The organism is Yersinia sp. Marseille-Q5920, from assembly GCF_946902935.1.
Lineage (GTDB): Bacteria > Pseudomonadota > Gammaproteobacteria > Enterobacterales > Enterobacteriaceae > Yersinia > Yersinia rochesterensis.
The window spans coordinates 166,336-189,507 of sequence record NZ_CAMPQA010000004.1 but is presented as its reverse complement, the minus strand read 5'-3'; the positions used below and the strand labels follow the sequence as shown (position 1 = coordinate 189,507).

Here is a 23,172-nt window from a genome sequence, read left to right as displayed (position 1 = left end):
TCATTCGGGTGAACGAGTGCAGCCAACACACCTGCAATTTGAAAGACGATGGGTATAGATAAAACCGAACAATGAGGATCAGATGGGGTCAATCGCGGGGGCTTTCAAGTCTACATACTGAAAAAACAGAGAATCGGGGGCGATTTACTGAACATCACGAATGAGATTATTCATATGATAATCAATAACAAAACAATCGCCCACCAGATTTAAGGGGATCGTGACTCAATGAAATTAAAACTTAATCGGATTTCGCCCGGCTAACGAGTGGGATAAGGTGGTGCCATCAACCATTTCCAACTCGCCCCCCACCGGCACGCCATGCGCAATACGGCTGGCTAATACCCCATATTGGCCGCACATTTGGCCGATATAGTTGGCGGTAGCATCCCCTTCAACTGTCGGGTTAGTCGCCAAAATGACTTCGGTGATAGTTTCAGTTTCAAGCCGTTTTTCCAGCAAATCTAACCCAATATCACCGGGGCCAATACCATCCATGGGGGATAAATGCCCCATCAGCACAAAATAACGCCCACCAAACTGGCCGGTTTGCTCGATAGCATGGATATCTGCCGGGCTTTCGACCACACAGATTTGGCCATTTTGCTGCCGTCGTGGGTTAGAACATATCGTGCAATGGTCTTGCTCGGTAAATGTACGGCAATCAGCACAGTGGCCGATTTCGGACATTGCCCGAGTCAAAGACTGCGCCAGACGCATTCCGCCACTACGGTCACGTTGTAGCAATTGGAATGCCATCCGCTGCGCTGATTTCGGGCCTACACCCGGCAAGCAGCGCAACGCCTCCATTAATGACTCAAGGAGTGGACTGGTTTGCATCAGAACGGCATCTTAAAGCCTGGTGGTAATTGCATACCACTGGATACAGAAGCCATTTTCTCTTTTTGCGTTTCATCGATACGGCGAGCAGCGTCGTTCAATGCAGCAGCAATCAAATCTTCCAGCATTTCTTTATCTTCTTCAACCAACAAGCTTGGGTCGATTTCAACCCGGCGGCAGTTATGCGCCCCATTGATGGTTACTTTTACCAAGCCCGCGCCAGATTCACCGGTCACTTCCAATTTGGCGACTTCTTCCTGCATCTGCTGCATTTTTTCCTGCATCTGCTGGGCTTGCTTCATTAAATTGCCAATACCGCCTTTACCAAACATAGTCATCTCTCATAGCAAGGGGCCGCGTCAGTGCACCATGCACTTATCGCAGCGGTTAAACCGGTCGGATACTGTCTTCATCCAGTTCGGCGTCGAAGAAACGACGCAGTGTCTGAATATTATTATCCGCAATAATTGACTGGCGTGCTTGTGCCAGCTTTTCTTCATATATGGCCTGCCGCCATTCCAACGGAGTACGCTGCGCCAGATTATCATCTTCGATAACGCTAAGTGTGACAGCATTCCCGTGTAATTCGCTCAATGCCTCTGCCAGTGCCTTTTGCGCCGAAGGCGAGTTCAAATGGCGCTGGGCAGAACGCAAGTGAAGGCAAATATTACCCGGTTCTATTTCTTCTTTAAATGCATTCAGCGCAAGTTGCTGCACTAATTTAGGCATTTGTAGCTTACCTATCTCTGCTGCCCATGGATCTCGCGCCATCGCCTCTTGAGCCAATTTAGCAGAAAGTTCGGGCGTTTTTTCATGCTCCAACGCAGAGCGCAATGCTTTTGGTGTAGCAACAGGCTCAGCCGATACCTCCGGTTGATTCTGCGCCGTCCAACGATAAGCTTCTTTCTTCGCTGGCTTTTTTTCTTCCGTAGATTTAGCCGCCAGGCGCTGCTGGCTACGCTCAGTCACCGAAGCTAAGCGCTCCAATGCTGAGTTTGCCGGCCGCGCTTTTCCTGGCGCCGCCGGCTCATTCTTTTTTGGTGTGGTCGTCCCCGATTGCCGCAATAACTGCGTGCGCGCTTGAAGTAATTGCGCCGTGGAATCTGGGAGCACGGTATTGACCGGTACAACGGCACCTAATGGCGGAGCCTCATGCTGCGGCACCTGTTGAGCATAGTTCGGCGCTTCTATAGGGCGCGGCTGCGTATTATCGGCCTGGGCCGCAGGAGCACTGACTGGCACCATTTGCCGCTCGGTAATCTGCGGCTCGGCAATTATCGCTTTAGGGTGAAACGCCAATGCGCGCAATAGGGTCATTTCAACCCCCATGCGGCGATCCGGGGCATATGCCAACTCTTTTCGCCCCACCAGCAATGTCTGGTAGTACAGCTGAATATCAGTCGGCGGCAGTGTTCGCGCCAACTCGCGTAGTCGAGGTTCAATGGTGGCGTAGTGATTATCCAGCATGGATGGCAATAACTGCACCATCGCAATGCGGTGCAGTAAACTCAAGGTTTCGACTAATAGGTTTTCCCAGTCAACACCCCGTGACGCCGCTTGCTCCAACTGAGCCATCACTCGCGCGCCATCCGCAGTCACCAGCGCTTCAATAATGGCCAATGGCTGTTCATCATCCAATGTTCCCAGCATTTGGCTGACGGTAGCGGTCGTGACATGACCATCTCCCATCGCAATAGCTTGATCGGCCAAACTGAGTGCATCTCGCATACTGCCATCAGCGGCTCGTGCTAGTAATTGCAATGCGCGAGCATCACTACTGATTTGCTCGGCTAACAGTATTTTTTCGAGCTGGACACGAATCACCTCAACATCAATGACCTTAAGGTGAAACTGCAAACAACGAGACAGTATGGTGACGGGCAGCTTCTGTGGATCTGTCGTCGCCAGCAGGAATTTCACATGGGCTGGCGGCTCTTCGAGAGTCTTCAGTAATGCATTGAAACTGTGCCGTGACAGCATATGAACTTCGTCGATCAAATAGACCTTGAAGCGGCCACGGGCTGGCGCATATTGAACATTATCCAGCAGTTCTCGGGTATCTTCGACTTTAGTCCGAGAGGCTGCATCAATTTCGATCAAGTCAACAAAACGGCCTTGCTCGATTTCCTGGCAGTTCGCACAGGTGCCACAAGGGGTAGCAGTAATACCCGTTTCGCAATTAAGCCCTTTGGCCAACAGCCGGGCTATAGAAGTCTTACCTACCCCGCGGGTGCCAGAGAACAAATAGGCGTGATGAATTCGCCCTAATGAAAGGCCATTAGCCAACGCCGTCAGGACATGTTCCTGACCAACGACGTCTGCAAACGTTTTGGGGCGCCACTTACGGGCAAGGACCTGATAGCTCATTAATACCGGAGAAGTTGAATAATATAGAGGGTCATGCTAACACAGCCTCACTATTGACAGCGAGGCTGATATTTTCAGTACAATCAATGGCCGTCGAATTCAACCAGACTGTAGCAAGTAATGCCTTGGTCATTCAGGCGATTTTCACCACCCAGATCGTGTAAATTAATCACAAACGCAGCATCAGTCACTTCACCACCCAGTCGACGAATGAGCTTAGCCGTCGCTTCAATCGTCCCGCCAGTAGCCAGTAAATCATCAATAACCAGGACTTTGTCGCCCGGTTGAATGCTGTCAGTATGAATTTCAAGCTTGTCAGTACCGTATTCTAACTCATAGCTTTCGCTGATGGTTGCACGTGGTAATTTGCCGGGCTTACGAACTGGCACAAAACCAACCCCAAGAGACAAAGCTACTGGCGCACCAAACAAAAAACCACGGGCTTCAGTACCCACGACTTTAGTCACGCCCTTATCCAGAAAGCGTTCAGTCAGCAGCTCAATGCTGGCGGCGTAGGCTAATGGATCTTCCAGCAAGCTGGTCACATCACGGAACAGTATTCCCGTTTTTGGATAATCGGGGATAGTTTTGATACTGTTTTTAATATATTCAAGCTGTTGTGCTGTATTAGGTGCAGTAGCGGTCATAATTTGTGCCTGGTAAAACTGCTGTACATACTAAAGCGCGGTCAATCGATGTTAAAATGGCATCAATTGAGTAACTCATTTTATCTACTCGCCGCACGTCGACAGAGTAAATGCCTGCCCCCTTAACGCTAAGGGCGCAGCGAGGGAAGATCCCGCGCACGAAAACGCTCAAATCTATGCAAACTGGCATAAAAATGCAACTGATGTGAACGACTCAGTGCCTTTTTTGTTGCGATAGGTCAATAACTGGCATCCGCAACATAAATATCAATAATAGCGTTAATATCACCAACAATAAGCTTCTGACCCACCAAATGTTCACCAGCCAAAGTGAAACGGCAAAAGTAAGGATGGTGACCAATATTGCTTTCCATTTAACGCCGGGAGGCAAAGCTCGATGTTGTTGCCAGGTGCGTATATAACCACCAAACCATGAACGATGGAGCAGCCAATGATGAAAACGGGGAGAGGAACGCGCAAAACACCATGCAGCCAGTAGCAAAAACGGCGTAGTGGGTAAAAGAGGAAGCACGATACCTAAGGTGGCCAAAACCACGGCGAGCCAACCTAAAGTTATCAACAACCAACGAGACATAAACGCCCTTTATTATACATTCATTAATGTGCCTTTATCATTAACGCATGCTCTCATTAGCATCAATAGGTATTCTTAGCATTATTCGTTCAAAATACCGTTTTAACCATCACCTTGCTTGTAACCACTGGCATTCAAAGGCAAGCTGGCGGAAAGATCTTCGGGAGAAGCGCCATGAGTACAGAAAAGCTATTGCAGGTGCTTGAAAGCCAAATAGAGGCATTGTCGGCACAAGTTGGCCCACAAGCCAATACTCCGTCTCAGCAAGCGCGTTTTGACCTGAATTTATTTGGTAATCATGGTAACCGTTTTCGCGATTATTTACTGGAAGTGCATAAAAACATGGCCCAGCTGAAACAGGTCGTTGCAGACAATCGCACGCAGCAGGTCGCTTTCTTGGCTGAGAAATTGGTTGCACAAATCTCAGCCTTACAAAGAGAGTTAGCGACACAGAAGCTAAGAAAATCCAATCCTGAGCCCAAGTATAATAAGCTAGATCCTTACCATAAGCTGGCTGAACATCAAGATTATGAGCGGCGAATACTGTCCATGATTCAGGACAGAGAGAACCAACTGGGTAAGCAAAATTTATTAACTGAGCAGCAAAAAATACAGAAAGAACTTGCCGCACTAGAGGGACGTTTAATGCGTTGCCGGCAGGCGCTGATAAAAATAGAGCGCAGTATTGAGAAGAAAGAGAACGGTTTTTGAATATTTATCACATTTTTTGAATCATTAGGGTTTCGATAGCGAATACTTTTCTATAATGTTTTATATCTACCGACTATCAAGTTGCAGGTGTGCTGACTGGACTCAATCTCCCAAGTCCCTTGCTTATATGAGCTTATCGGGTTCTTTCACTTGCCGCCGTTGTACTGCTTAAAATCTATTAGGTAGATGGATTGAAATCAAGTCAGGTGAATACCGGCAGCAAGGTATCCTCACCCGACTTTTCTAACTCACTGAAAATCAAATATTGGCCAGATTATGTCAGTTGAAAAAGCATCACCAGAACTGCAACTGGCAGTAGATCTTATCTACTTGCTGGAATGCAATGAGATAGCGCCGGAAACGGCATTGGCAGCATTGGCTATCGTGCAACTTGATTATCAGCGCAAGCTGCATAATAAAGTGCCTGATTAACCAGCTTGTTTTGATGTGCAGCCAAGGCGATACGAGCACATATCGCCTTGCTGTGAATCATTGCAAGGTGAGTTATTGAGTTTATCAATCTCACCCCGTGAGATAACCTTAAGCAAGTGGCTTATTGATATCCGGCAAATCAGGTTTGGTATCCCCCATCGCAGACTTTTCAGATGGTACGGAAGGTAAACCTTGGGCATCAAACGGTCGACTTACTTCCTGAATTTCAGTGCCGTCGGGCTTGTGTAAATACACATCTAACTGATTGAATGCAATATTAATATTATTCTCACGACATAACTTATCAATCGTGCTATTCAATTCATCCACTGTATAACTACGGTCCCGTAATTCACGTACATACACACGCAACTCATGATCAAGAGTGCTAGCACCAAAATTAAGGAAGAACACATGAGGTTCAGGGTCCGTCATGACCCGAGGATTTTCATGGGCTGCTTTTAGCAATATTTCTTTTACTTTTGCTAAATCAGAGCCGTACGCAACCCCGACTTTAATAATAATTCGGGTAACGGTATCGGATAGAGACCAGTTGATCAGCCGCTCGGTTACAAAGGCCTTATTCGGAATAATGACTTCTTTACGGTCAAAATCAGTGATCGTCGTGGCACGGATGCGTATTTTGTTAACATTACCCGAGAAAGTACCGATAGTAATGGTATCGCCGATACGCACAGGCCGTTCGAACAAAATGATCAAACCCGATACAAAGTTGGCAAAAATCTCTTGTAAGCCGAACCCCAAACCAACCGATAGAGCCGCAACCAACCACTGTAGTTTATCCCACGAAACCCCAAGTGAGCTAAGCGCCGTTATCCCACCAATGGCGGTGATCAGATAAGTCAAAATGGTGGTAATGGCGTAAGAAGTCCCCTGACGCAGTTGTAACCGCGATAAAATCACCACTTCAAGCAAACCTGGCAGGTTGCGCGTCAGAATATAAGCCACCACCAATGCCATCAAAGCCACTAACATATTCCCCAAGGTGACAGACTGCACGACACTCGCCCCCGCCACGGTGGTGGTGTAATGCCACAAAGAGATACTGTCCAGATAGGAGATAACTGTTATCAAATCAGCCCAGATTGCATAGAAACAGGTGGCAAAAATCAGGAACAAGACCATAGTCGTCAAACGTAATGATTGCTGGTTAATTTGTTCTAATGCCAATGGGGGTTCTTCTACCGGCTCCCCTCCCTCTGCGCCCTCTTTCACCAGATTTTGTCGCCGGGCGATGGCACGCCGGTAAGCCAAACGCCGCGCTGCAACCCCTAATCCACGAATGGCTGTCAGATAAACGATATTCCACAAAAATAATAAATAGAGACTATCAATCCAGCGGCCAGCCAGTTGCAGTGTGGTGTAGAAATATCCGGCAATCATTAGCCCAATCAATATGATCGGTGTTCCCGCTATTGCCGTCACTATCACTAGTCGTACCGCATGGGAATCTTTCTCACGCCAGCTATCACGGCAGAATGGATAGACGAACAAGGCCAATAGTGCCAATGCAATGACAATAACAACTTGCCCGAGAACATCATCTACCAATCGAAGTGGGCTTTTTTCTCCCAGAGCAGACCAGAAGATAACGGGCAGCAATGCAACGCCCAAACGCACCATTTGACGCCGATAATGCGCACATCGGTCAGCCGCTATCATAAAGTGCCGCTCAGTGATACCACCTGGTGAGAGCATACGATATGTCAGGTCAAACACCAGCCAGAACAGGGCCAAGCGTTGGGAGAAGATCCAGAATAAATCGCTGAGATTGAAGTCTGAACGTAAACACCAATAGCCTACCCCCAAAATAACCAAAGCACCGGGCAGCACTTTCAGCAAAGTGAGTAAAATGGCTTTAGGTGTGTGCATTTGGCTATCATGCTTTAATTGCCCGACGTCAGAGGCCAATCTATCTAAATATTTATTAATCATGTTGTAGCGTGAGCGGATTACACCCACCACAATCAGCATGGGTATCAGGAATACCAACGACTTAGTTAAACCGGCTAATACGTCATCCCATGATAGGGTAAAGTTAAAACTGCTCAGTTCAGTTTTTAATGCACTCGGCAATGCTTTCAGCCAAGACCAATCCATGGGTTTATTGCTGCTGACCCAAAATATTTGCTGTGTCAGCGTGTGTTGCAGTGACTCATTGACACTCAATAATTGCTGCTGATTAATTTGCAGATTAATCGCCAGTGTCAGTTGGTTACCCAGTTGTTTATTTAACTGGTCCAGTAGTTCACGTCGGATATCGACTATCTGCCCCAACGCGTCTTCTACATCAGGGCTGACTTTCTCTTTACTGTCAGTCATTAGGGCTTGAATATAGTCATCCCCTTGAAATAGCTGGTCACGCTGCTGATTAATTTCAAATTGTTCGAGGCGCAAATCGGCAATACGCGGCCCCATATTGGTAATCAAACCGGACGTCGGCAAATTGAGCTGCTGCTGGTAGAGAATACGAGAAAGCAGCAAACTGCCGCGTAAAACGGTAATTTGTTCCTTTAAATTGCGTTCAGATTGCAGAGCACGATCCAGCCAGTTTTTAACTCTGATATTCTGTTGTACCAGTGTGTTGCCTTCTTTAGTGGCATTAATCAACTGCTGGCTCAACTCTTTATTAATCGCCAATTCACGGCTGACTAATGGGTCATTTTGAATATCAGTAGCATCATCGGGGACTTGCGCTTCTTTGGCTGTTTTCTCTGAAATAATTAACCGTTTTCCGCTTACTACCTCTTGCAGTATTTGGACATTACGCTCCAGTTGGTTAATGTGCGCAGTCGTGTAATCTCGTTGTTTTTGCAGCAAATCTTGTAACGTCGTATTAGCTTCCAGATTTTTACGCTGCAAATCTAGCTGCGCGTTTAGCATGACTTGCTCAGTCAATAGCGCTTGTTGTTGGGTCGGCCGCAAAACTTCTTGCTTCGGAGCCAATCCATTGAGTTGATTGCGAATCTGCATTAAACGCATCGATGCGTTATACATCGCACTTTGCACGCGTTCTGGCTGAGTTTGCAGGGAAATTAGCTGGCTGTTATAAGCTGAGAGGTCTTCTTGGGCAGATTGTAAATCATCCAGTGTTTCATTTAGACGTGATTCCAACTGGCGCAATGAATAGTTTGCCAGGGACTCTAGAGTCAGAGTATCCGCTGAATTATTTTTAAGCGCATCCAGTCCGTCAGTCGCTTGCCGTAGTTTCGCCGGGGCCTGTGCTAATTGTTGTCTAAGTTGACTGGCTTCCTGCTTGGTACGCTCAATAGTATCAAGGTATTCCAGCGTTTTTGTCAGATCCTGTTGCGATAACTTTTCAGCTGGCGACAGTATTTTTTGCTTTGATAATGCATCCAGTTGGCTCAGCACTTCATTGCGCGTCGGCACATCTATATTCATTCCAGCAGCGAAAAGTGACGGCGAAAATAGCAATGCAATTATAAGCAAGATAATCATTGTCCGCAGACGTAGTAAAAACGCGCCTGTTGGCAAAGAAACCGACAAAGAAAATGGTAAAAAATATGGATTGTGAAATCTGCTGCTCATATTTGAACTTCATTTCAACAGAGAGGCTGAAATCCTATCACGTTCAGTCTCGAGTCATAATAAGAAAAGTCTTTCAGAGCGTGAATAGCTGTAATAATGCGGGCAGTTACGCACTTACGACGGAATCAAATGTAACAGCCCGAAATAATGGTTTATTAGAGCATTCAATAGGCATTTTTCTTTTACTGCTCAAAACGTCAGAACTTTCTCGGCCGCCAGTGTCCATTGAGCCAGTTCAACCAAAGTCCCAATCTCTACACCATCAACCAAGACTAATTCACTAATACCACGGGCATCCGCACAGGTTTTACATAGTTTAACCGGGACATTTTGTGCCGTAAGGATTTCCAACATCTGTTGTAAGTTATAACCCTCTCGGGGCTGCTGCCCATTAAGACCGGCAATAACGGCATCAGACATTAAAAATAGGCGCAAATCGAGGTTTGTCTGCTGTTCTTTCAATGCAATAGATAAACGCAGCGCGTTAAATAGCGACTCCTGGCCATATGCAGCACCATTGGCAATAACAACCAGTGAACTCGTTTTATCGCTCATATAAACATCTCCAGTTAGTCCTATATCTTTTTTAGCAATGAAACCCCATGGCTTAACATCTCCAGATAAGCATCAATTAATACCGGTGCCTCTTGTTTTATATCAAAACTTTCTGGCATAAAAAGCCAGTTTTCCATCAAACCTGTAATATAGGCTCTCATGATAATCGCAGCACGGCGGGTATCAAGATTGACGGGCAGCTGATTAGCATCAATACAGCCTTGCAAAACCGACTCAATTCGCTCATAACTAGCTAAATCAAGGACTTTACGTGCATCGTGGAAAGAGGTCATCTCTCCGACAAATTCGCATTTATGGAACACAATTTCCATCAATGCGCGTCGCCGACAATCCTCTCGCGTAGAAACAAGCACATAAATGAGTATTTCACGCAGAATACGGAGTGGATTATCAGGATATTTTGCCTGATACTCTAATTCGAGCAGATCAACTTTAGACTCTGATAACTCCCAGACTTCGTTAAACAGGTCTACCTTATTCTTGAAGTGCCAGTAAATTGCGCCTCGGGTGACACCTGCGGCGACAGCAATATCAGTAAGTGAAGTACCGGAAACACCGTGCGCAGAAAATTCCCGCACTGCGGCATCTAGAATGTGTTGCCGGGTCTCTTCGGCTTGCTGTTTGGTTTTTCGTGCCATAGCGTTGTTTTTTCGAGGGGGTGCGATTTACATACATTCACGAATGTATGTACCATAGCACGCACATATAATTTACGCAGCAATGGGTTTTAAAGCTTGTGATCCATTGAATGAAATTAAAAATCGGACACTTGAGGTTTATCTATGAGCAAAAACAGAGGGGTAATGCCTCTGGCTGCAATTCTGGTACTTTCAGGCAGCTTAGTACTTATAGGATGTAATGATAAAGATGCGGTGCAAGCCCATGCTCAACAGGCACCTGAAGTCGGCATTGTGACATTGAAAGCAGCGCCACTGAATATCACAACTGAATTGCCTGGCCGTACGTCCGCATTCCGTGTTGCAGAAGTTCGCCCGCAAGTTAGCGGTATTATTCTTAAACGTAACTATGTTGAAGGCAGTGATGTCACCGCCGGAACATCACTTTATCAAATTGATCCAGCAACTTATCAGGCCGCTTATGACAGCGCAAAAGGTGACTTGGCTAAAGCACAAGCTGCCGCTGAAATCGCTCGTCTGACCGTTAATCGTTACAAACCATTGCTCGGCACCAACTACATCAGTAAGCAAGAGTATGACCAAGCGGTGTCTAACTCTATGCAAGCCAATGCTTCCGTTCTGGCAGCAAAAGCAGCGGTAGAAAGTGCCCGTATTAACCTGGCTTATACTCATGTGACCTCGCCAATCAGTGGTCGTACCGGTAAATCTTCAGTGACTGAAGGTGCATTGGTGACCAGTGGCCAGGCAACCGCGTTGACAACAGTCCAACAACTTGACCCGATGTACGTTGATGTTACTCAGTCAAGTGATGAGTTCCTGCGTCTGAAAAAAGAGCTGGCTGATGGCACGCTCAAACAAGAAAACGGTAAAGCTAAAGTTCGCTTGTTACTGGAAAACGGCGCTGAATATGCAGAAACCGGTACGTTGGAATTCTCTGGTGTGACTGTGGATGAAACCACCGGTTCTATCACTATCCGCGCTATCTTCCCTAACCCGAATGAAACGCTGTTACCAGGGATGTTTGTCCGTGCCCGTCTGGATGAAGGTGTCCGCCCTGATGCACTATTAGTGCCTCAACAAGGTGTAACACGTAACCCTCGCGGCGAAGCAACGGCGATGGTCGTTGGAGCTGATGACAAAGTTGAATTGCGTACACTGGTTGCTAATCAAGCCATTGGTAATAAATGGTTGGTGACTGACGGATTGAAAGCAGGCGATCGTCTTATTGTTTCCGGCTTGCAAAAAATCAGACCGGGTGTGCAGGTAAGAGTGCAGGAAGTTACTGACCCGGCGCAAAAAGCAGCCCCGGCTGATACAGAGAAGAAGTCTTAAAAGGAGCCGGTAATTCATGGCTAAGTTCTTTATAGATCGCCCTATTTTCGCTTGGGTTATCGCTATCATAATCATGTTAGCCGGTACCCTTGCGATAATGAAATTACCTGTTGCGCAATATCCGACCATTGCGCCGCCGGCAATTACAATCTCCGCCAACTATCCTGGCGCCGATGCGACGACTGTGCAGAATACAGTTACGCAGGTTATCGAACAGAACATGAACGGTATCGATAACCTGTTGTACATGTCTTCCAGCAGTGACTCCTCCGGTAACGTTCAGTTGACGTTGACCTTTAACTCCGGCACTGATCCCGATATCGCGCAGGTTCAGGTCCAGAACAAACTGCAATTAGCCATGCCATTACTGCCGCAAGAAGTGCAGCAGCAAGGTGTGAGCGTTGAAAAGTCCAGTAGTAGCTTCCTGATGGTTGCCGGCTTTATTTCAGAAGACGGCACCATGCTGCAAGAAGATATTGCTGACTATGTCGGTTCTAACGTTAAAGACCCGATCAGCCGTACCACGGGGGTAGGTGATGTTCAGTTATTCGGTTCCCAATACGCGATGCGTATCTGGATGGACCCGCATAAACTGAATAACTACGGTTTGACGCCGGTTGATGTTATCAACGCGATCAAAGTACAGAATAACCAGGTTGCCGCAGGGCAATTAGGTGGTACGCCACCAGTGCCGGGTCAAGAACTGAACTCCTCTATTATTGCTCAGACCCGTCTGACCAATGCGGAAGAATTCAGCCAGATCATGCTGAAAGTCAATACTGATGGCTCACAGGTTCGCCTGAAAGATGTGGCTATCGTTCAATTGGGTGCTGAAAGCTATAACATTATTGCTCGTTATAATGGTAAGCCAGCGGCAGGTATCGGTATTAAGCTGGCGACAGGGGCTAACGCCCTGAACACCTCTGCTGCGGTAAAAGCTGAACTGGCAAAATTACAGCCGTTCTTCCCCGCAGGGCTGAAAGTGGTTTACCCGTACGACACCACACCGTTCGTTAAAATCTCCATTAACGAAGTGGTTAAGACGCTGGTCGAAGCTATCATCCTGGTGTTCTTGGTGATGTATCTGTTCTTGCAAAACTTCCGCGCAACGTTGATTCCAACCATTGCGGTACCGGTCGTATTGCTGGGGACGTTCGCCATTCTTTCCGCCTTTGGCTATTCGATAAACACTCTTACGATGTTCGGGATGGTGTTGGCGATAGGGCTATTGGTGGATGATGCCATCGTCGTCGTCGAGAACGTCGAACGTGTGATGCAAGAGGAAGGGCTACCGCCGAAAGAAGCCACTAAGAAATCCATGGAGCAAATCCAGGGTGCATTGGTGGGGATCGCGTTGGTGCTTTCTGCCGTATTTGTTCCGATGGCCTTCTTCGGCGGCGCAACCGGGGCGATTTATCGTCAGTTCTCTATTACCATCGTTTCGGCCATGGTGCTCTCGGTTCTGGTAGCATTAATTCTGACCCCAGCACTGTGCGCCACCATGTTGAAACCTATCGCTAAAGGCGAACATGGCCCGAAAACCGGCTTCTTTGGTTGGTTTAACCGCATGTTTGAGAGCAGTACCCACCACTATACCGACAGTGTTGCCAATATCCTGCGCAGCACCGGCCGTTATTTGGTTATCTATCTGGCTATTGTGATTGGTATGGGCGTGTTGTTCCTGCGCTTACCCTCTTCATTCTTACCGGAAGAAGATCAGGGCGTGTTCCTGACCATGGTACAAATGCCTGCGGGTGCGACCCAAGAACGAACTCAGAAAGTGCTGAATCAGGTTACTGACTATTATCTCGACAAAGAAAAAGACGTGGTTAACTCTGTATTTACGGTTAACGGCTTCGGTTTCAGCGGTCAAGGTCAGAATACCGGTCTAGCATTCGTGAGTTTGAAAAATTGGGATGAACGCCCTGGCGAGCAAAACAAAGTTCCGGCCATTGTGAGTCGTGCTTCTGCTGCTTTCTCGCAAATTAAAGACGGTTTGGTCTTCGCCTTTAACTTGCCGGCGATTGTGGAATTGGGTACCGCTACCGGCTTCGACTTCCAGTTAATTGACCAAGGTAACGTGGGGCATCAGAAGTTAACGGAAGCCCGTAACCAACTGCTTGGTATGGCGGCACAACACCCGGATATGCTGGTGGGTATGCGGCCAAACGGGCTGGAAGATACGCCTCAGTTCAAAGTCGAAGTAGATCAGGAAAAAGCACAAGCGCTGGGCGTGGCAATTTCTGATATCAATACTACCTTGGGTACCGCCATGGGCGGCAGCTATGTAAACGACTTTATCGACCGCGGTCGTGTGAAGAAAGTTTATGTGCAGGCGGATGCGCCATTCCGTATGTTACCGAGTGATATTGATAAGTGGTATGTCCGTAATAATGCAGGTCAGATGGTGTCATTTGCCACCTTCTCCACTGCCAAATGGGAATACGGCTCACCACGACTGGAACGTTATAACGGCTTACCATCCATGGAAATTCTGGGTCAGGCCGCTCCGGGTAAAAGTACCGGTGAAGCTATGGACCTGATGCAAGAATTGGCCGCTAAATTACCAAGCGGCGTGGGTTATGACTGGACGGGCATGTCCTATCAGGAACGTTTGTCAGGTAACCAAGCGCCAGCGCTGTATGCCATCTCACTGATTGTGGTCTTCTTGTGTCTGGCGGCGTTGTATGAAAGCTGGTCAATTCCATTCTCTGTGATGTTGGTGGTACCACTGGGTGTGGTCGGTGCGTTAATTGCCGCCTCTCTGCGTGGGCTGGAAAATGACGTTTACTTCCAGGTGGGCTTATTGACCACCATTGGGCTATCGGCCAAGAACGCCATCTTGATTGTTGAGTTCGCTAAGGACTTGATGGATAAAGAAGGCAAAGGTTTGGTGGAATCAACCTTAGAAGCAGTGCGTATGCGTCTGCGTCCAATCTTGATGACCTCACTGGCCTTTATTCTTGGGGTTATGCCGCTGGTTATCAGTAGCGGTGCAGGTTCTGGTGCACAGAATGCGGTCGGTACCGGTGTAATGGGCGGTATGATAACCGCGACAGTACTGGCTATCTTCTTTGTTCCGGTATTCTTCGTGGTGGTTCGCCGCCGCTTTAGCCGGAAAAGTGAAGATGTAGAACATGCACATGCGGTTGACCATAAGGTGAAATAAACCTTATTCGCAATAAATAATGTCGTACTAAAAAGGCCGCCCAGTCTAAACTCAGCGGCCTTTTTCTTTGTCATTGGTCTGATCCTCACATTGGGCCAGTAGAAAACAGGGTATAAATACCCCCTTAAAGCAGCCAATTCCGTCAGAGTGTTTATATTGTGATCAATATATCAAATAGTAAGTTGAGCATTTGCCGCCAGACAATTAATTACTATGATATAAATATTCATAAAAATGAAGATAATGAAACAATGGAAACAATGGAAACAAGATTGAAAATTTTATATGACGCGCAGGTTATTGATTCTGCGGTCTACTGTGGCATGCTCAATGTTCTCACTCGTTTGGAACAACACTGGCAATTATCAATTCGTCATCCCCAAGGAGAAATGCTGATTACTCACATGGCCAATGCGCTGATGCGAGCGAGTCAGGGACAGGTTATTCCGGCTATCGACGATGAAATATTAAAAGAGATCGAAACCACAGCAATTTTTGCCAATATCAGAGATATTAATAACGATCTACTCTCACTGTTTGTCTTTGAAGTACCCGATCACGAATTGGGATATTTATTAGCAAACTTATATGGCTTGCATCTGGCCCAACAGATTGAGAGCTAATAATTTAGACATAGATTAAATATTCAAAAAAATGAACAATTAAAATATCATTTTACTCTCAATAATTCGAATTACATGAAAGCGGTCAACGCACATGCAGCTTGAATTATGACGAGTATATTTAGGGATCAAATATGCTACTAAAAGCATTACAAAAACAAAACCCAGCGCTCATAGAAGCGGCGATTTCATTTTGGAAACAAGGAGTTATAAAACCTGACAGTTATGTTATTGATGTTGATCAGGTCAAACAAAATGCGCATTTACTGCTGGAAACAGCAACACGCCATGGCATCACTCTTTATCTGATGAGCAAACAATTTGGCCGAAATCCCCTGCTGTGTAAGCTCCTGCTGGAATGTGGCTATCAAGGTATCGTCGCGGTGGATTTCAAAGAGGCGCGCCAACTCTATCAACATAATTTGCCAGTGGCCCACATCGGCCATTTAGTCCAAATCCCCAGCGGGATGGTAGATGAAGTGGTGTCTCATCAACCCGAAGTCATTACCGTTTACAGTGTCGCCAAAGCACGAGAAATTGCTGCTGCCGCAGTCCGTCAGAATAAAGAGCAAGCGCTGTTATTAAAAGTTTGCCATCACGATGACCTGATTTACCCAGGGCAAGAGGCAGGGTTCTCACTGGATGAATTACCCAATGTTATCAAAGAAATAAAGACAATTTCTGGTATCCGTTTGGTGGGTGTTACCCATTTCCCTTGCATGCTTTTTGATAGTGAAAAAGGCAAGACATTGCCCAGCCCGAATCTTAATACCCTGATTGAAGCAAAAAGTATTCTTGAGCAGCACGGCATCCAGGTAGAACAGGTCAACGGCCCTTCAGCAACTAGCATTGAAAGCTTGCCGCAACTGGCTAAATGGGGTGTCACACACGCCGAACCGGGCCACTCATTGACCGGAACTATGCCCTCTAACCAACAGGGTAACCAGCCCGAACATATTGCCATGCTGTATCTGACAGAGATTTCCCATTGCCATCAAGGTAAAAGTCATTGCTATGGTGGCGGTTACTATCGGCGCGGTCATTTGAATAATGCCCTGGTATATGACCAACAATGGCATGTCAGTAAGGTACTGAATCCAGACAATGCCAGTATCGATTATACAATAGGTCTTACCGGGCCATTCGCCGTCGGCAGCCCAGTGGTGATGTGCTTTCGTACACAGATTTTCGTCACCCGCAGTGACGTGGTTCTGGTCGGCGGGATCCAGTCTGGTCAGCCCACATTACTCGGGATTTATGATAGCCAGGGGAATACTATTCCCACGCCACCGGGCAGGAGGGGTTATGAGTAAGTTTATCGTGCTGGTCATTGACAGCTTTGGCGTAGGGGCCATGCCCGATGTCGCTGAAGTTCGTCCACAGGATATAGAGGCGAATACCTGTGCCCATATTTTGCAGACCTACCCCGAATTGCGTTTACCCAATTTGGAAAAAATAGGGCTAATCAATGCGCTACATATTGGTTCGCCAGATTTTCACGGCAGCGTGATGCAAGATAACCCCGAGGCCAGTTTTGGTGTCGCGCTGTTGCAACATGAGGGTGGAGACACCTTTATGGGCCACCAGGAGATCATGGGCACCCTACCCCGCTCACCTTTAAGCATGCCATTCTCCAGTGTAAAAACGCGTGTGGCTGATGCATTACGCCAGCAGGGTTATCAAGTTGAAGAGCGCAGTGCACCTGATGATAGCAGCAATTTGCAATTTCTATGGGTCAATAACTGCGTCGCAATTGGCGATAATCTTGAAGCAGATTTAGGCCAAGTATTTAATATTTGTGCTAATTTAGATGCTATTAATTTTGAGCAGGTCGAAAAGATAGGTCGGATAGTGCGGGGTTGTGTGGCAGTTAACCGCGTCATTGCCTATGGGGGGGGGCTGATGAATAGCCACGCAATCATCAGCGCAGCTGAAGTTAAGCAACAACATTATATTGGTATTAACAGCCCAAAATCAGGTGTTTACGATAATGGTTTTCAGGTTATTCACCTCGGTTATGGCGTTGACGCCGATGTTCAGGTACCTCATCAGCTTGAAAAAGTGAATATTCCCACAGTGCTGGTGGGTAAAGTCGCTGATATTGTTGCCAACTCAGCAGGGCGAAACTACCAGCAATTGGTTGATTCACAAACCATTCTGGATATTACATTGGAAGAAGTGCAACGTGCAGGTAGTGCCTTCATCTGCACTAATATTCAGGAAACTGACCTGGCGGGCCATGGGCAGGATGTTGCGCGCTATGCAGAATGTCTGCAATTGGTCGATAACATGCTAGGCAGAATAACTGCAGCTATGTTGCCAGGTGATTGCCTGGTCGTGATGGCAGATCACGGCAACGACCCGACAATCGGCCATAGTAAACACACCCGGGAACAGGTGCCGCTGCTGGTCTATCATGCGGGAATGGCGCAATCGCCGCAAAAGGCCATTCGCTTGGGAAGCCGAGAAACAATGTCAGATGTTGGTGCGACAGTCTGTGAGTTTTTTGCGGCAACTGCACCACAAAACGGCCACTCTTTCTGGCGGCAGCTCACTGGCACTAGCAAATAATGGGATATATTCAGGATACTTAAGGGGAAGTAAGAATGCTTAAAATCGCTATTGGTGGGCAACTGAATAAAAACGAAATACGAGATTGTTTAGCTAAATATGGCGCAGATAAAATTTCCTGTGAAATTTTTACTGACATGGATGCCGCCATGAAAGTCAAAAATGGCAGTTTCGACTATTACGTGGGCGCTTGCCAAAGTGGTGCCGGCGGCGCTCTTGCTATGGCTTACGCCCTGATTGGCCGCGATAAGTGCGCCACAATAGCGAATGCTCTGACCCAGCCCTCAGAAGCCAATATCAGCCAATTGATAGATCAAGGTAAAAAAGCATTTGGCTTTACCAATGATCGCGTTGAAAACTCTGTTAAAGCCTTATGCGCCGTTTTATTGGTGGACAAATAACGCTGTGAATATATACAGTAAGCCACTTTGACTGAAAAAGACTGACGCAATTGACAACAATAATAAACAAATTAGCCGGGGGCCTATTGGCCTCGATGGGGTCGTGATATGGAATCGTTTAATTTAGTTAAGATTATTCTTTTCGCTCTAATGGGAGGGTATGCCACTTTTCTTGCCAACAAGTCTATCGCGGTTTATCACGATGGATTGCGGCCTATTATGCCGGAGTTTATGAACGGCAATATGAGCCGAAAAGAGCTGGCGGGTATCTCCTTTGCTATCAGTATTGGGTTCATCACCGGTTTCGCCATGCCAATTACGTTGGCAACGGGGATTATTGTCATTCATATTGTTTTGCTGACAGCGGATATTATTGGTGTATCACTGAATAATACTAAGCTAGCCGTATTAATTGGTACTGTTTATGGGGCGTTAATCACTATCGCGCTGGATGGGCTGATTAAGGGCTTCAGTTATCTACCCGTCAATTTCCTGGATGCCCTCGCGTCAGTAGGCGACCCAATAATTTATGCGTTTGTCGCCTTCCCTGCTATTGCCGTCGGTTATCAATTCGGCAAAAAAGCGGGGTTAATCACCATTATTATCGCCTTCCTGGCCCGTGTTGTGATTGAACGAATTAACCCCGTCACTATTGCGGGTAATGAAGTGGCACTCAGCCCAGAAGGCATTGCGATGCTGTTTGGCATGATTTGCTTACTGTTCTTTGCTTCCCGTGATAAACGCCACGGCGAAGAAATAGAACATAGCTTGTTTGACGACAATATTAAGCGCATTCGGAAAAACGCGATTTATCTACTCCCAATGGCGGCATTAATCACCATCACTGCCCACTACCATTGGATTGCCGGTGAGCCAATTGCAGCAGCATTGCTTGGAAAAGGGCAAATTACCTCAGCAGCTATCGTCGCCATTGTTCAAGCTCTGGCTTTCATGCCACTAATTATCACCACCGCAATGATAAGTGGCGTATATGGCACCAACGGCTGGTGTGACTGGTTCCTCGGCTTAGGCTACCTTGCGCCTAACCCAGTGGTTGCAGGCATACTTGGGGCTGGTGCTATGGGCGTTGAAATTACCAGTCTGAGCCGAATTGGCAAGGCGATGAACCGTTTCCCATCGTTAAAAATGTCCGGTGATAATATTCGTACCGCCATGACGCAAATTCTTGAAATTGCACTTTTGGTGGGCGGGGTTAATGCCGCAAATCAAATCTGGCCCGGCACCGGCATTTTTGTAGTCGTCAGCTTGTATATCCTCAACGAGATTTGTGGCCGCCCGGTCATGAAACTAGCGGCAGGCCCTATCGCGGCTATTATCGTAGGTATTTTGGCGAACATTTTTGCTGTTTTGGGGTTGCACGTGGTCGCTTAATCGCAAGCAAGCACCTCACCCACTTTAAAAAAGTCCGCAAACTTCGGTTTGCGGTTTTTTTTATTTATTCGGACTTGAAACTCGGACTTGAAAGTGAAAAACGAATGGAGCATAATTATTGTTATAGTATAACATAACAATTGGAGTTTTTATGAAACCTGGCATCCACCCTAATTATCGGACTGTGGTTTTTCACGATACCAGTGCGGACACTTATTTCACTGTCGGGTCAACCATCGCCACATCGCGAACCATTGAACGCGATGGGCAGACCTATCCATATGTCACACTGGATATCTCCTCGGCATCGCATCCGTATTACACCGGTAAACAAAAAGAGTTTTCAAAAGAAGGCAGCACTGCGCGTTTCCATAAGCGGTTCGGCAGCTTCCTGACGCCAAAAAACAGCTAATTCTGAGAGTTAATTATGCAAGTATTGAGTTCATTGAAATCGGCAAAAAACCGTCATCCCGATTGTAAAATCGTCCGTCGCCGTGGTCGGGTGTATGTTATTTGCAAAAGTAATCCACGTTTTAAAGCCGTTCAGGGAGGTACTCATAAAAAACGGTGATGTTGAATATGTTGCAGTCAAAAGCCCCGTTGCTGCCCAACGGGGCTTTTCTATTTGTCATAAAGGATTGATAACTCAGCCCCTTAGTTTCCCTTGAGGCTGAGAAATTTTCTTCCGATAACTACTTCATGCTACCCACAATAGTGTCCACATTGTGTTTAAAGGCTTGTGTGTAAGTCGCTGCTGGGCCGTCGGCTACAGATAATGCCTCGGGATAAAGCTCTCCGCCAGCTTGTGCGCCACTGGCTTCAGCAATTTGTTTAACTAGCCGAGGATCAGTTTGGTTTTCAATGAAATAGGTTTTTATTTTCTCTTTTTTGATTTGATTAATCAGCGCAGCAACTCCACTGGCACTGGCTTCAGATTCTGTAGAGAAACCAACAGGTGATAAGAAATTAACCCCATATTCCTGACTAAAATAACCAAATGCATCATGGCTGGTTAGAACCTTGCGCTGCCCAGCGGGGATCGCGGCAAACTGCGCCTTGGCATAAGCATCCAATTTCTCCAGTTGTTGAATATATTCCCCCCCGCGCTTACGGAAATAATCTGCATCTTCAGGATCGGCGATAATCAATGCATTCATTACGTTGTTAGCATATTTAATACCATTCGCCATACTGTTCCAGGCATGAGGGTCGGTCACCATTTTGCCCTCTTCATCCATCTTGCGGGTATCAACCCCGGTTGACGCGATGACGACCTGCCCTTTATAACCGGAGGCTATGATCAGCCGTTCTAACCAGCCTTCCAGCCCTAACCCACTGACAAACACCACATCGGCTTTGGACAATTGCTTACTATTTTTCGGCGTGGGTTCAAAACCATGGGGGTCCCCATTTGGGCCAACTAAGGTCACCACATTGACATGTGAGCCTCCAACCTGTTTGACGATATCACCTAAAATAGAAAAACTGGCGACAGCCTCGACCGTTTTCGCCATTGCCAGCGGACTTGACAGTAGAGCAGCTACCGCCAAACTAATAGGTAAATACTTCATTTAACTCTCCTTTAATGACACGGGGGTTCTTAATAAGAAATAGTTCTCAACGGCGCGCAGTAGCTAAAACTCCACCGCGCCTTCCAAATAAAATAGATAAAAAGAAAATCAGACTGGCACTCAGGACAATAGCTGGCCCGGCCGGCAATGAGGCGTAATACGACCACAGCAGCCCGACGAGACTGGCAATCATGCCAATCGCCATGGCAATGCCCAAGGTTTGAGGTAAGTTTTTGGCCCAAAAACGCGCACTGGCGGCGGGGAGCATCATTAGCCCGACTGACATCAGCGTGCCCAGAATTTGAAATCCAGCCACTAAATTAAGCACGACTAATGACAGAAACAGCGCATGAACCACCATCAACCAATGCCCCATACTGACCCGCAGGAAAACAGGATCAAATGACTCCACCACTAGCGCGCGATAAATAGCCGCTAAAGCCAACATAGAGAAAGTGGTTATTACCCCAACCATGGTCATGGCGTTGGCATCAACAGCGAGAATAGAACCGAATAACACATGGAGCAGATCCATACTGGAGCCGCGCAAAGAGACTAGCGTGACCCCTAAAGCCAAAGAACCCAGATAGAAACCGGCAAAACTGGCATCTTCTTTTAACAGTGTTCGGCGGCTCACCCATCCCGACATCATGGCAACCGCCAGCCCGGCAATAAATCCCCCGACGCCCATGGCCACCAGTGACATACCCGAAATCAGGTATCCGATAGCCGCCCCAGGTAATACTGCGTGCGACAGAGCATCACCGACTAAACTCATTCGTCGTAATAATAAGAAAACCCCCAATGGCGCAGAACTGAGTGACAGAGCTAAACACGCGATCAATGCCCGGCGCATAAAGCCAAAATCCAAAAAAGGATCAACAAGTAAATGAAGCAATATCATGGATTGATCGCCCTCAGAGAGTTGGGCGGTGCGGAAAACGGGCAAGATGAACCCTGAGAGTGGTGCCACTGGGCTAAAACCTGATCAGAGGATTGCCAGCAATAGCCTTGAGATGTTAGCCGCAATGCATGAGGGAAATGGTCGGCCACCATCGACATATCATGCAGGACAGCAATTATGGTTCTCCCCTCATTATGTAGCTGATGAATAACCTCAAGTAACAACCCGACAGTTTGGCTATCAATACCAGTGAAAGGCTCATCCAACAAAATCAGTTGCGCTTGTTGTACTAAAAGACGAGCAAATAGCACCCGCTGCAATTGTCCACCCGAAAGCTCACCAACCGGCTGGCGAGCCATATCCTGCATTCCGACCGCACTTAATGCCTGTTTGATTCGTTGCCGTGATTGGTGATTAATTCCACCCAATAATCCACTTTGTGGCCAACACCCCATCGCCACTACATCTTGGACAACAATAGGAAACTGCCTGTCTAACTCAGCTTGTTGAGGAAGGTAGGCTATTTGCGGGGATCTCCCGCCAGTAAATGTCACTTTCCCCGCAACAGCTGGTTGTAAGCCCGCCAAAGTTTTAAGTAAAGTGGATTTACCCGCCCCATTGGCTCCAATAATTGCAGTAAGCGAACCTGCGGAAAAACAACCATTAATTGATGGTGTTAGGGCACGGTTTTCATATCCAATCTCAATATTTCTCAAATTTATCATGGCAATACATTCGCCCAATAAATGGCACACCACAACAACACACAAAGTAAGGCAACACCGACAATGCGCTGTAAGGAAGAAAGTGAAAATAACGTCCAGTGCGGTAGC

At 47.0% G+C, this 23,172-nt stretch carries 22 protein-coding genes and 1 other annotated feature; of the genes, 11 read left to right on the top strand and 11 right to left on the bottom strand.

Features of this window, described 5'->3' with window-relative positions:
- Positions 1–234: 234 nt before the first annotated feature.
- The 5 genes from recR to OVO64_RS07665 all read right to left on the bottom strand — a co-directional run bounded on the left by recR (position 235) and on the right by OVO64_RS07665 (position 4,449).
- A complete protein-coding gene (gene recR, locus OVO64_RS07685; RefSeq protein ID WP_004390671.1) occupies positions 235–840 on the bottom strand; it encodes a recombination mediator RecR in 606 nt (201 codons plus the stop codon).
- A complete protein-coding gene (locus tag OVO64_RS07680) occupies positions 840–1,172 on the bottom strand; it encodes a YbaB/EbfC family nucleoid-associated protein (RefSeq protein WP_019081276.1) in 333 nt (110 codons plus the stop codon). The genes recR and OVO64_RS07680 overlap by 1 nt, the downstream gene beginning before the upstream one ends.
- A 55-nt stretch (positions 1,173–1,227) precedes the next feature.
- The gene (gene dnaX, locus OVO64_RS07675; RefSeq protein WP_038631579.1) at positions 1,228–3,207 is read right to left on the bottom strand and encodes a DNA polymerase III subunit gamma/tau; all 1,980 of its coding nucleotides are present in this window, start codon (positions 3,205–3,207) and stop codon (positions 1,228–1,230) included.
- Positions 1,834–1,897: a sequence feature (DnaX frameshifting element), on the bottom strand. It overlaps the preceding gene by 64 nt.
- Positions 3,208–3,290: 83 nt before the next feature.
- The gene (gene apt / locus OVO64_RS07670; protein ID WP_145586517.1) at positions 3,291–3,854 is read right to left on the bottom strand and encodes an adenine phosphoribosyltransferase; all 564 of its coding nucleotides are present in this window, start codon (positions 3,852–3,854) and stop codon (positions 3,291–3,293) included.
- 214 nt (positions 3,855–4,068) lie between these two features.
- Positions 4,069–4,449, bottom strand: a complete 381-nt coding sequence (locus OVO64_RS07665) for a DUF454 family protein (protein WP_267248696.1) — start codon at positions 4,447–4,449, stop codon at positions 4,069–4,071.
- A 174-nt stretch (positions 4,450–4,623) separates the two neighbouring features.
- Here OVO64_RS07665 and priC point away from each other — a divergent pair, with 174 nt between their 5' ends.
- Both priC and rsmS read left to right on the top strand, forming a co-directional pair.
- On the top strand, positions 4,624–5,160 hold the full coding sequence (gene priC, locus OVO64_RS07660; protein ID WP_004392623.1) for a primosomal replication protein PriC: 537 nt from the start codon (positions 4,624–4,626) through the stop codon (positions 5,158–5,160).
- A 276-nt stretch (positions 5,161–5,436) separates the two neighbouring features.
- Positions 5,437–5,592, top strand: coding sequence for a pleiotropic regulatory protein RsmS (rsmS, locus tag OVO64_RS07655; RefSeq protein WP_038631570.1), 156 nt, complete (start codon positions 5,437–5,439; stop codon positions 5,590–5,592).
- A gap of 108 nt (positions 5,593–5,700) precedes the next feature.
- Here rsmS and mscK read toward each other — a convergent pair whose 3' ends face one another.
- The 3 genes from mscK to acrR all read right to left on the bottom strand — a co-directional run bounded on the left by mscK (position 5,701) and on the right by acrR (position 10,376).
- Entirely contained in the window at positions 5,701–9,162 is a 3,462-nt protein-coding gene (gene mscK / locus OVO64_RS07650; RefSeq protein WP_038631568.1) for a mechanosensitive channel MscK, read from the bottom strand.
- A 189-nt stretch (positions 9,163–9,351) separates the two neighbouring features.
- Positions 9,352–9,717 (bottom strand): DsrE/DsrF/TusD sulfur relay family protein, encoded by a 366-nt coding sequence (locus OVO64_RS07645; RefSeq protein ID WP_038631566.1) that lies wholly within the window; start codon positions 9,715–9,717, stop codon positions 9,352–9,354.
- 20 nt (positions 9,718–9,737) lie between these two features.
- Positions 9,738–10,376 (bottom strand): multidrug efflux transporter transcriptional repressor AcrR, encoded by a 639-nt coding sequence (gene acrR / locus OVO64_RS07640; protein ID WP_267248695.1) that lies wholly within the window; start codon positions 10,374–10,376, stop codon positions 9,738–9,740.
- Positions 10,377–10,520: 144 nt separating this feature from the next.
- On the opposite strand from acrR, the gene acrA reads away from it, so the two are divergent.
- From acrA to ykgO, 9 genes are all read left to right on the top strand, one after another.
- Complete coding sequence (gene acrA / locus OVO64_RS07635; protein WP_038631561.1) at positions 10,521–11,708, top strand: efflux RND transporter adaptor subunit AcrA; 1,188 nt, start codon at positions 10,521–10,523, stop codon at positions 11,706–11,708.
- A gap of 16 nt (positions 11,709–11,724) precedes the next feature.
- Positions 11,725–14,877 carry an efflux RND transporter permease AcrB gene (gene acrB, locus OVO64_RS07630; protein ID WP_038631559.1) on the top strand — a complete coding sequence of 1,051 codons (3,153 nt, stop codon included), beginning with the start codon at positions 11,725–11,727 and terminating at the stop codon, positions 14,875–14,877.
- A 260-nt stretch (positions 14,878–15,137) separates the two neighbouring features.
- Positions 15,138–15,500 carry a PRD domain-containing protein gene (locus OVO64_RS07625; protein ID WP_050291418.1) on the top strand — a complete coding sequence of 121 codons (363 nt, stop codon included), beginning with the start codon at positions 15,138–15,140 and terminating at the stop codon, positions 15,498–15,500.
- 134 nt (positions 15,501–15,634) lie between these two features.
- Positions 15,635–16,813, top strand: coding sequence for a YhfX family PLP-dependent enzyme (locus tag OVO64_RS07620; protein WP_050291372.1), 1,179 nt, complete (start codon positions 15,635–15,637; stop codon positions 16,811–16,813).
- The gene (locus OVO64_RS07615) at positions 16,806–18,071 is read left to right on the top strand and encodes a phosphopentomutase (RefSeq protein WP_145540622.1); all 1,266 of its coding nucleotides are present in this window, start codon (positions 16,806–16,808) and stop codon (positions 18,069–18,071) included. The genes OVO64_RS07620 and OVO64_RS07615 overlap by 8 nt, the downstream gene beginning before the upstream one ends.
- 35 nt (positions 18,072–18,106) lie before the next feature.
- Positions 18,107–18,472 (top strand): DUF2620 domain-containing protein, encoded by a 366-nt coding sequence (locus OVO64_RS07610; RefSeq protein ID WP_145509613.1) that lies wholly within the window; start codon positions 18,107–18,109, stop codon positions 18,470–18,472.
- Positions 18,473–18,580: 108 nt separating this feature from the next.
- Positions 18,581–19,864 (top strand): YhfT family protein, encoded by a 1,284-nt coding sequence (locus tag OVO64_RS07605; protein ID WP_038631550.1) that lies wholly within the window; start codon positions 18,581–18,583, stop codon positions 19,862–19,864.
- A gap of 151 nt (positions 19,865–20,015) precedes the next feature.
- Positions 20,016–20,276 carry a type B 50S ribosomal protein L31 gene (locus OVO64_RS07600; protein ID WP_038631547.1) on the top strand — a complete coding sequence of 87 codons (261 nt, stop codon included), beginning with the start codon at positions 20,016–20,018 and terminating at the stop codon, positions 20,274–20,276.
- A 15-nt stretch (positions 20,277–20,291) separates the two neighbouring features.
- On the top strand, positions 20,292–20,435 hold the full coding sequence (ykgO, locus tag OVO64_RS07595) for a type B 50S ribosomal protein L36 (RefSeq protein WP_050113290.1): 144 nt from the start codon (positions 20,292–20,294) through the stop codon (positions 20,433–20,435).
- A gap of 121 nt (positions 20,436–20,556) precedes the next feature.
- Here the strand turns inward: ykgO and OVO64_RS07590 are convergent, their stop codons facing one another.
- Genes OVO64_RS07590 through OVO64_RS07580 form a run of 3 tightly spaced genes read right to left on the bottom strand, consistent with a single transcriptional unit; the run spans position 20,557 to position 23,064 of the window.
- Positions 20,557–21,435 (bottom strand): metal ABC transporter substrate-binding protein, encoded by an 879-nt coding sequence (locus tag OVO64_RS07590; protein WP_038631545.1) that lies wholly within the window; start codon positions 21,433–21,435, stop codon positions 20,557–20,559.
- Between the two features lie 46 nt (positions 21,436–21,481).
- Complete coding sequence (locus tag OVO64_RS07585; protein WP_038631544.1) at positions 21,482–22,339, bottom strand: metal ABC transporter permease; 858 nt, start codon at positions 22,337–22,339, stop codon at positions 21,482–21,484.
- A complete protein-coding gene (locus OVO64_RS07580) occupies positions 22,336–23,064 on the bottom strand; it encodes a metal ABC transporter ATP-binding protein (RefSeq protein WP_267248694.1) in 729 nt (242 codons plus the stop codon). Before OVO64_RS07580 ends, OVO64_RS07585 begins: the two co-directional genes overlap by 4 nt.
- Between the last annotated feature and the right edge of the window lie 108 nt (positions 23,065–23,172).

Bases quoted from the DNA above. Each gene is read 5' to 3' on its own strand.
- recR (WP_004390671.1), bottom strand. From the start codon at position 840: ATGCAAACCAGTCCACTCCTTGAGTCATTAATGGAGGCGTTGCGCTGC.
- OVO64_RS07680 (WP_019081276.1), bottom strand. From the start codon at position 1,172: ATGTTTGGTAAAGGCGGTATTGGCAATTTAATGAAGCAAGCCCAGCAG.
- dnaX (WP_038631579.1), bottom strand. From the start codon at position 3,207: ATGAGCTATCAGGTCCTTGCCCGTAAGTGGCGCCCCAAAACGTTTGCA.
- apt (WP_145586517.1), bottom strand. From the start codon at position 3,854: ATGACCGCTACTGCACCTAATACAGCACAACAGCTTGAATATATTAAA.
- OVO64_RS07665 (WP_267248696.1), bottom strand. From the start codon at position 4,449: ATGTCTCGTTGGTTGTTGATAACTTTAGGTTGGCTCGCCGTGGTTTTG.
- priC (WP_004392623.1), top strand. From the start codon at position 4,624: ATGAGTACAGAAAAGCTATTGCAGGTGCTTGAAAGCCAAATAGAGGCA.
- rsmS (WP_038631570.1), top strand. From the start codon at position 5,437: ATGTCAGTTGAAAAAGCATCACCAGAACTGCAACTGGCAGTAGATCTT.
- mscK (WP_038631568.1), bottom strand. From the start codon at position 9,162: ATGAGCAGCAGATTTCACAATCCATATTTTTTACCATTTTCTTTGTCG.
- OVO64_RS07645 (WP_038631566.1), bottom strand. From the start codon at position 9,717: ATGAGCGATAAAACGAGTTCACTGGTTGTTATTGCCAATGGTGCTGCA.
- acrR (WP_267248695.1), bottom strand. From the start codon at position 10,376: ATGGCACGAAAAACCAAACAGCAAGCCGAAGAGACCCGGCAACACATT.
- acrA (WP_038631561.1), top strand. From the start codon at position 10,521: ATGAGCAAAAACAGAGGGGTAATGCCTCTGGCTGCAATTCTGGTACTT.
- acrB (WP_038631559.1), top strand. From the start codon at position 11,725: ATGGCTAAGTTCTTTATAGATCGCCCTATTTTCGCTTGGGTTATCGCT.
- OVO64_RS07625 (WP_050291418.1), top strand. From the start codon at position 15,138: ATGGAAACAAGATTGAAAATTTTATATGACGCGCAGGTTATTGATTCT.
- OVO64_RS07620 (WP_050291372.1), top strand. From the start codon at position 15,635: ATGCTACTAAAAGCATTACAAAAACAAAACCCAGCGCTCATAGAAGCG.
- OVO64_RS07615 (WP_145540622.1), top strand. From the start codon at position 16,806: ATGAGTAAGTTTATCGTGCTGGTCATTGACAGCTTTGGCGTAGGGGCC.
- OVO64_RS07610 (WP_145509613.1), top strand. From the start codon at position 18,107: ATGCTTAAAATCGCTATTGGTGGGCAACTGAATAAAAACGAAATACGA.
- OVO64_RS07605 (WP_038631550.1), top strand. From the start codon at position 18,581: ATGGAATCGTTTAATTTAGTTAAGATTATTCTTTTCGCTCTAATGGGA.
- OVO64_RS07600 (WP_038631547.1), top strand. From the start codon at position 20,016: ATGAAACCTGGCATCCACCCTAATTATCGGACTGTGGTTTTTCACGAT.
- ykgO (WP_050113290.1), top strand. From the start codon at position 20,292: ATGCAAGTATTGAGTTCATTGAAATCGGCAAAAAACCGTCATCCCGAT.
- OVO64_RS07590 (WP_038631545.1), bottom strand. From the start codon at position 21,435: ATGAAGTATTTACCTATTAGTTTGGCGGTAGCTGCTCTACTGTCAAGT.
- OVO64_RS07585 (WP_038631544.1), bottom strand. From the start codon at position 22,339: ATGATATTGCTTCATTTACTTGTTGATCCTTTTTTGGATTTTGGCTTT.
- OVO64_RS07580 (WP_267248694.1), bottom strand. From the start codon at position 23,064: ATGATAAATTTGAGAAATATTGAGATTGGATATGAAAACCGTGCCCTA.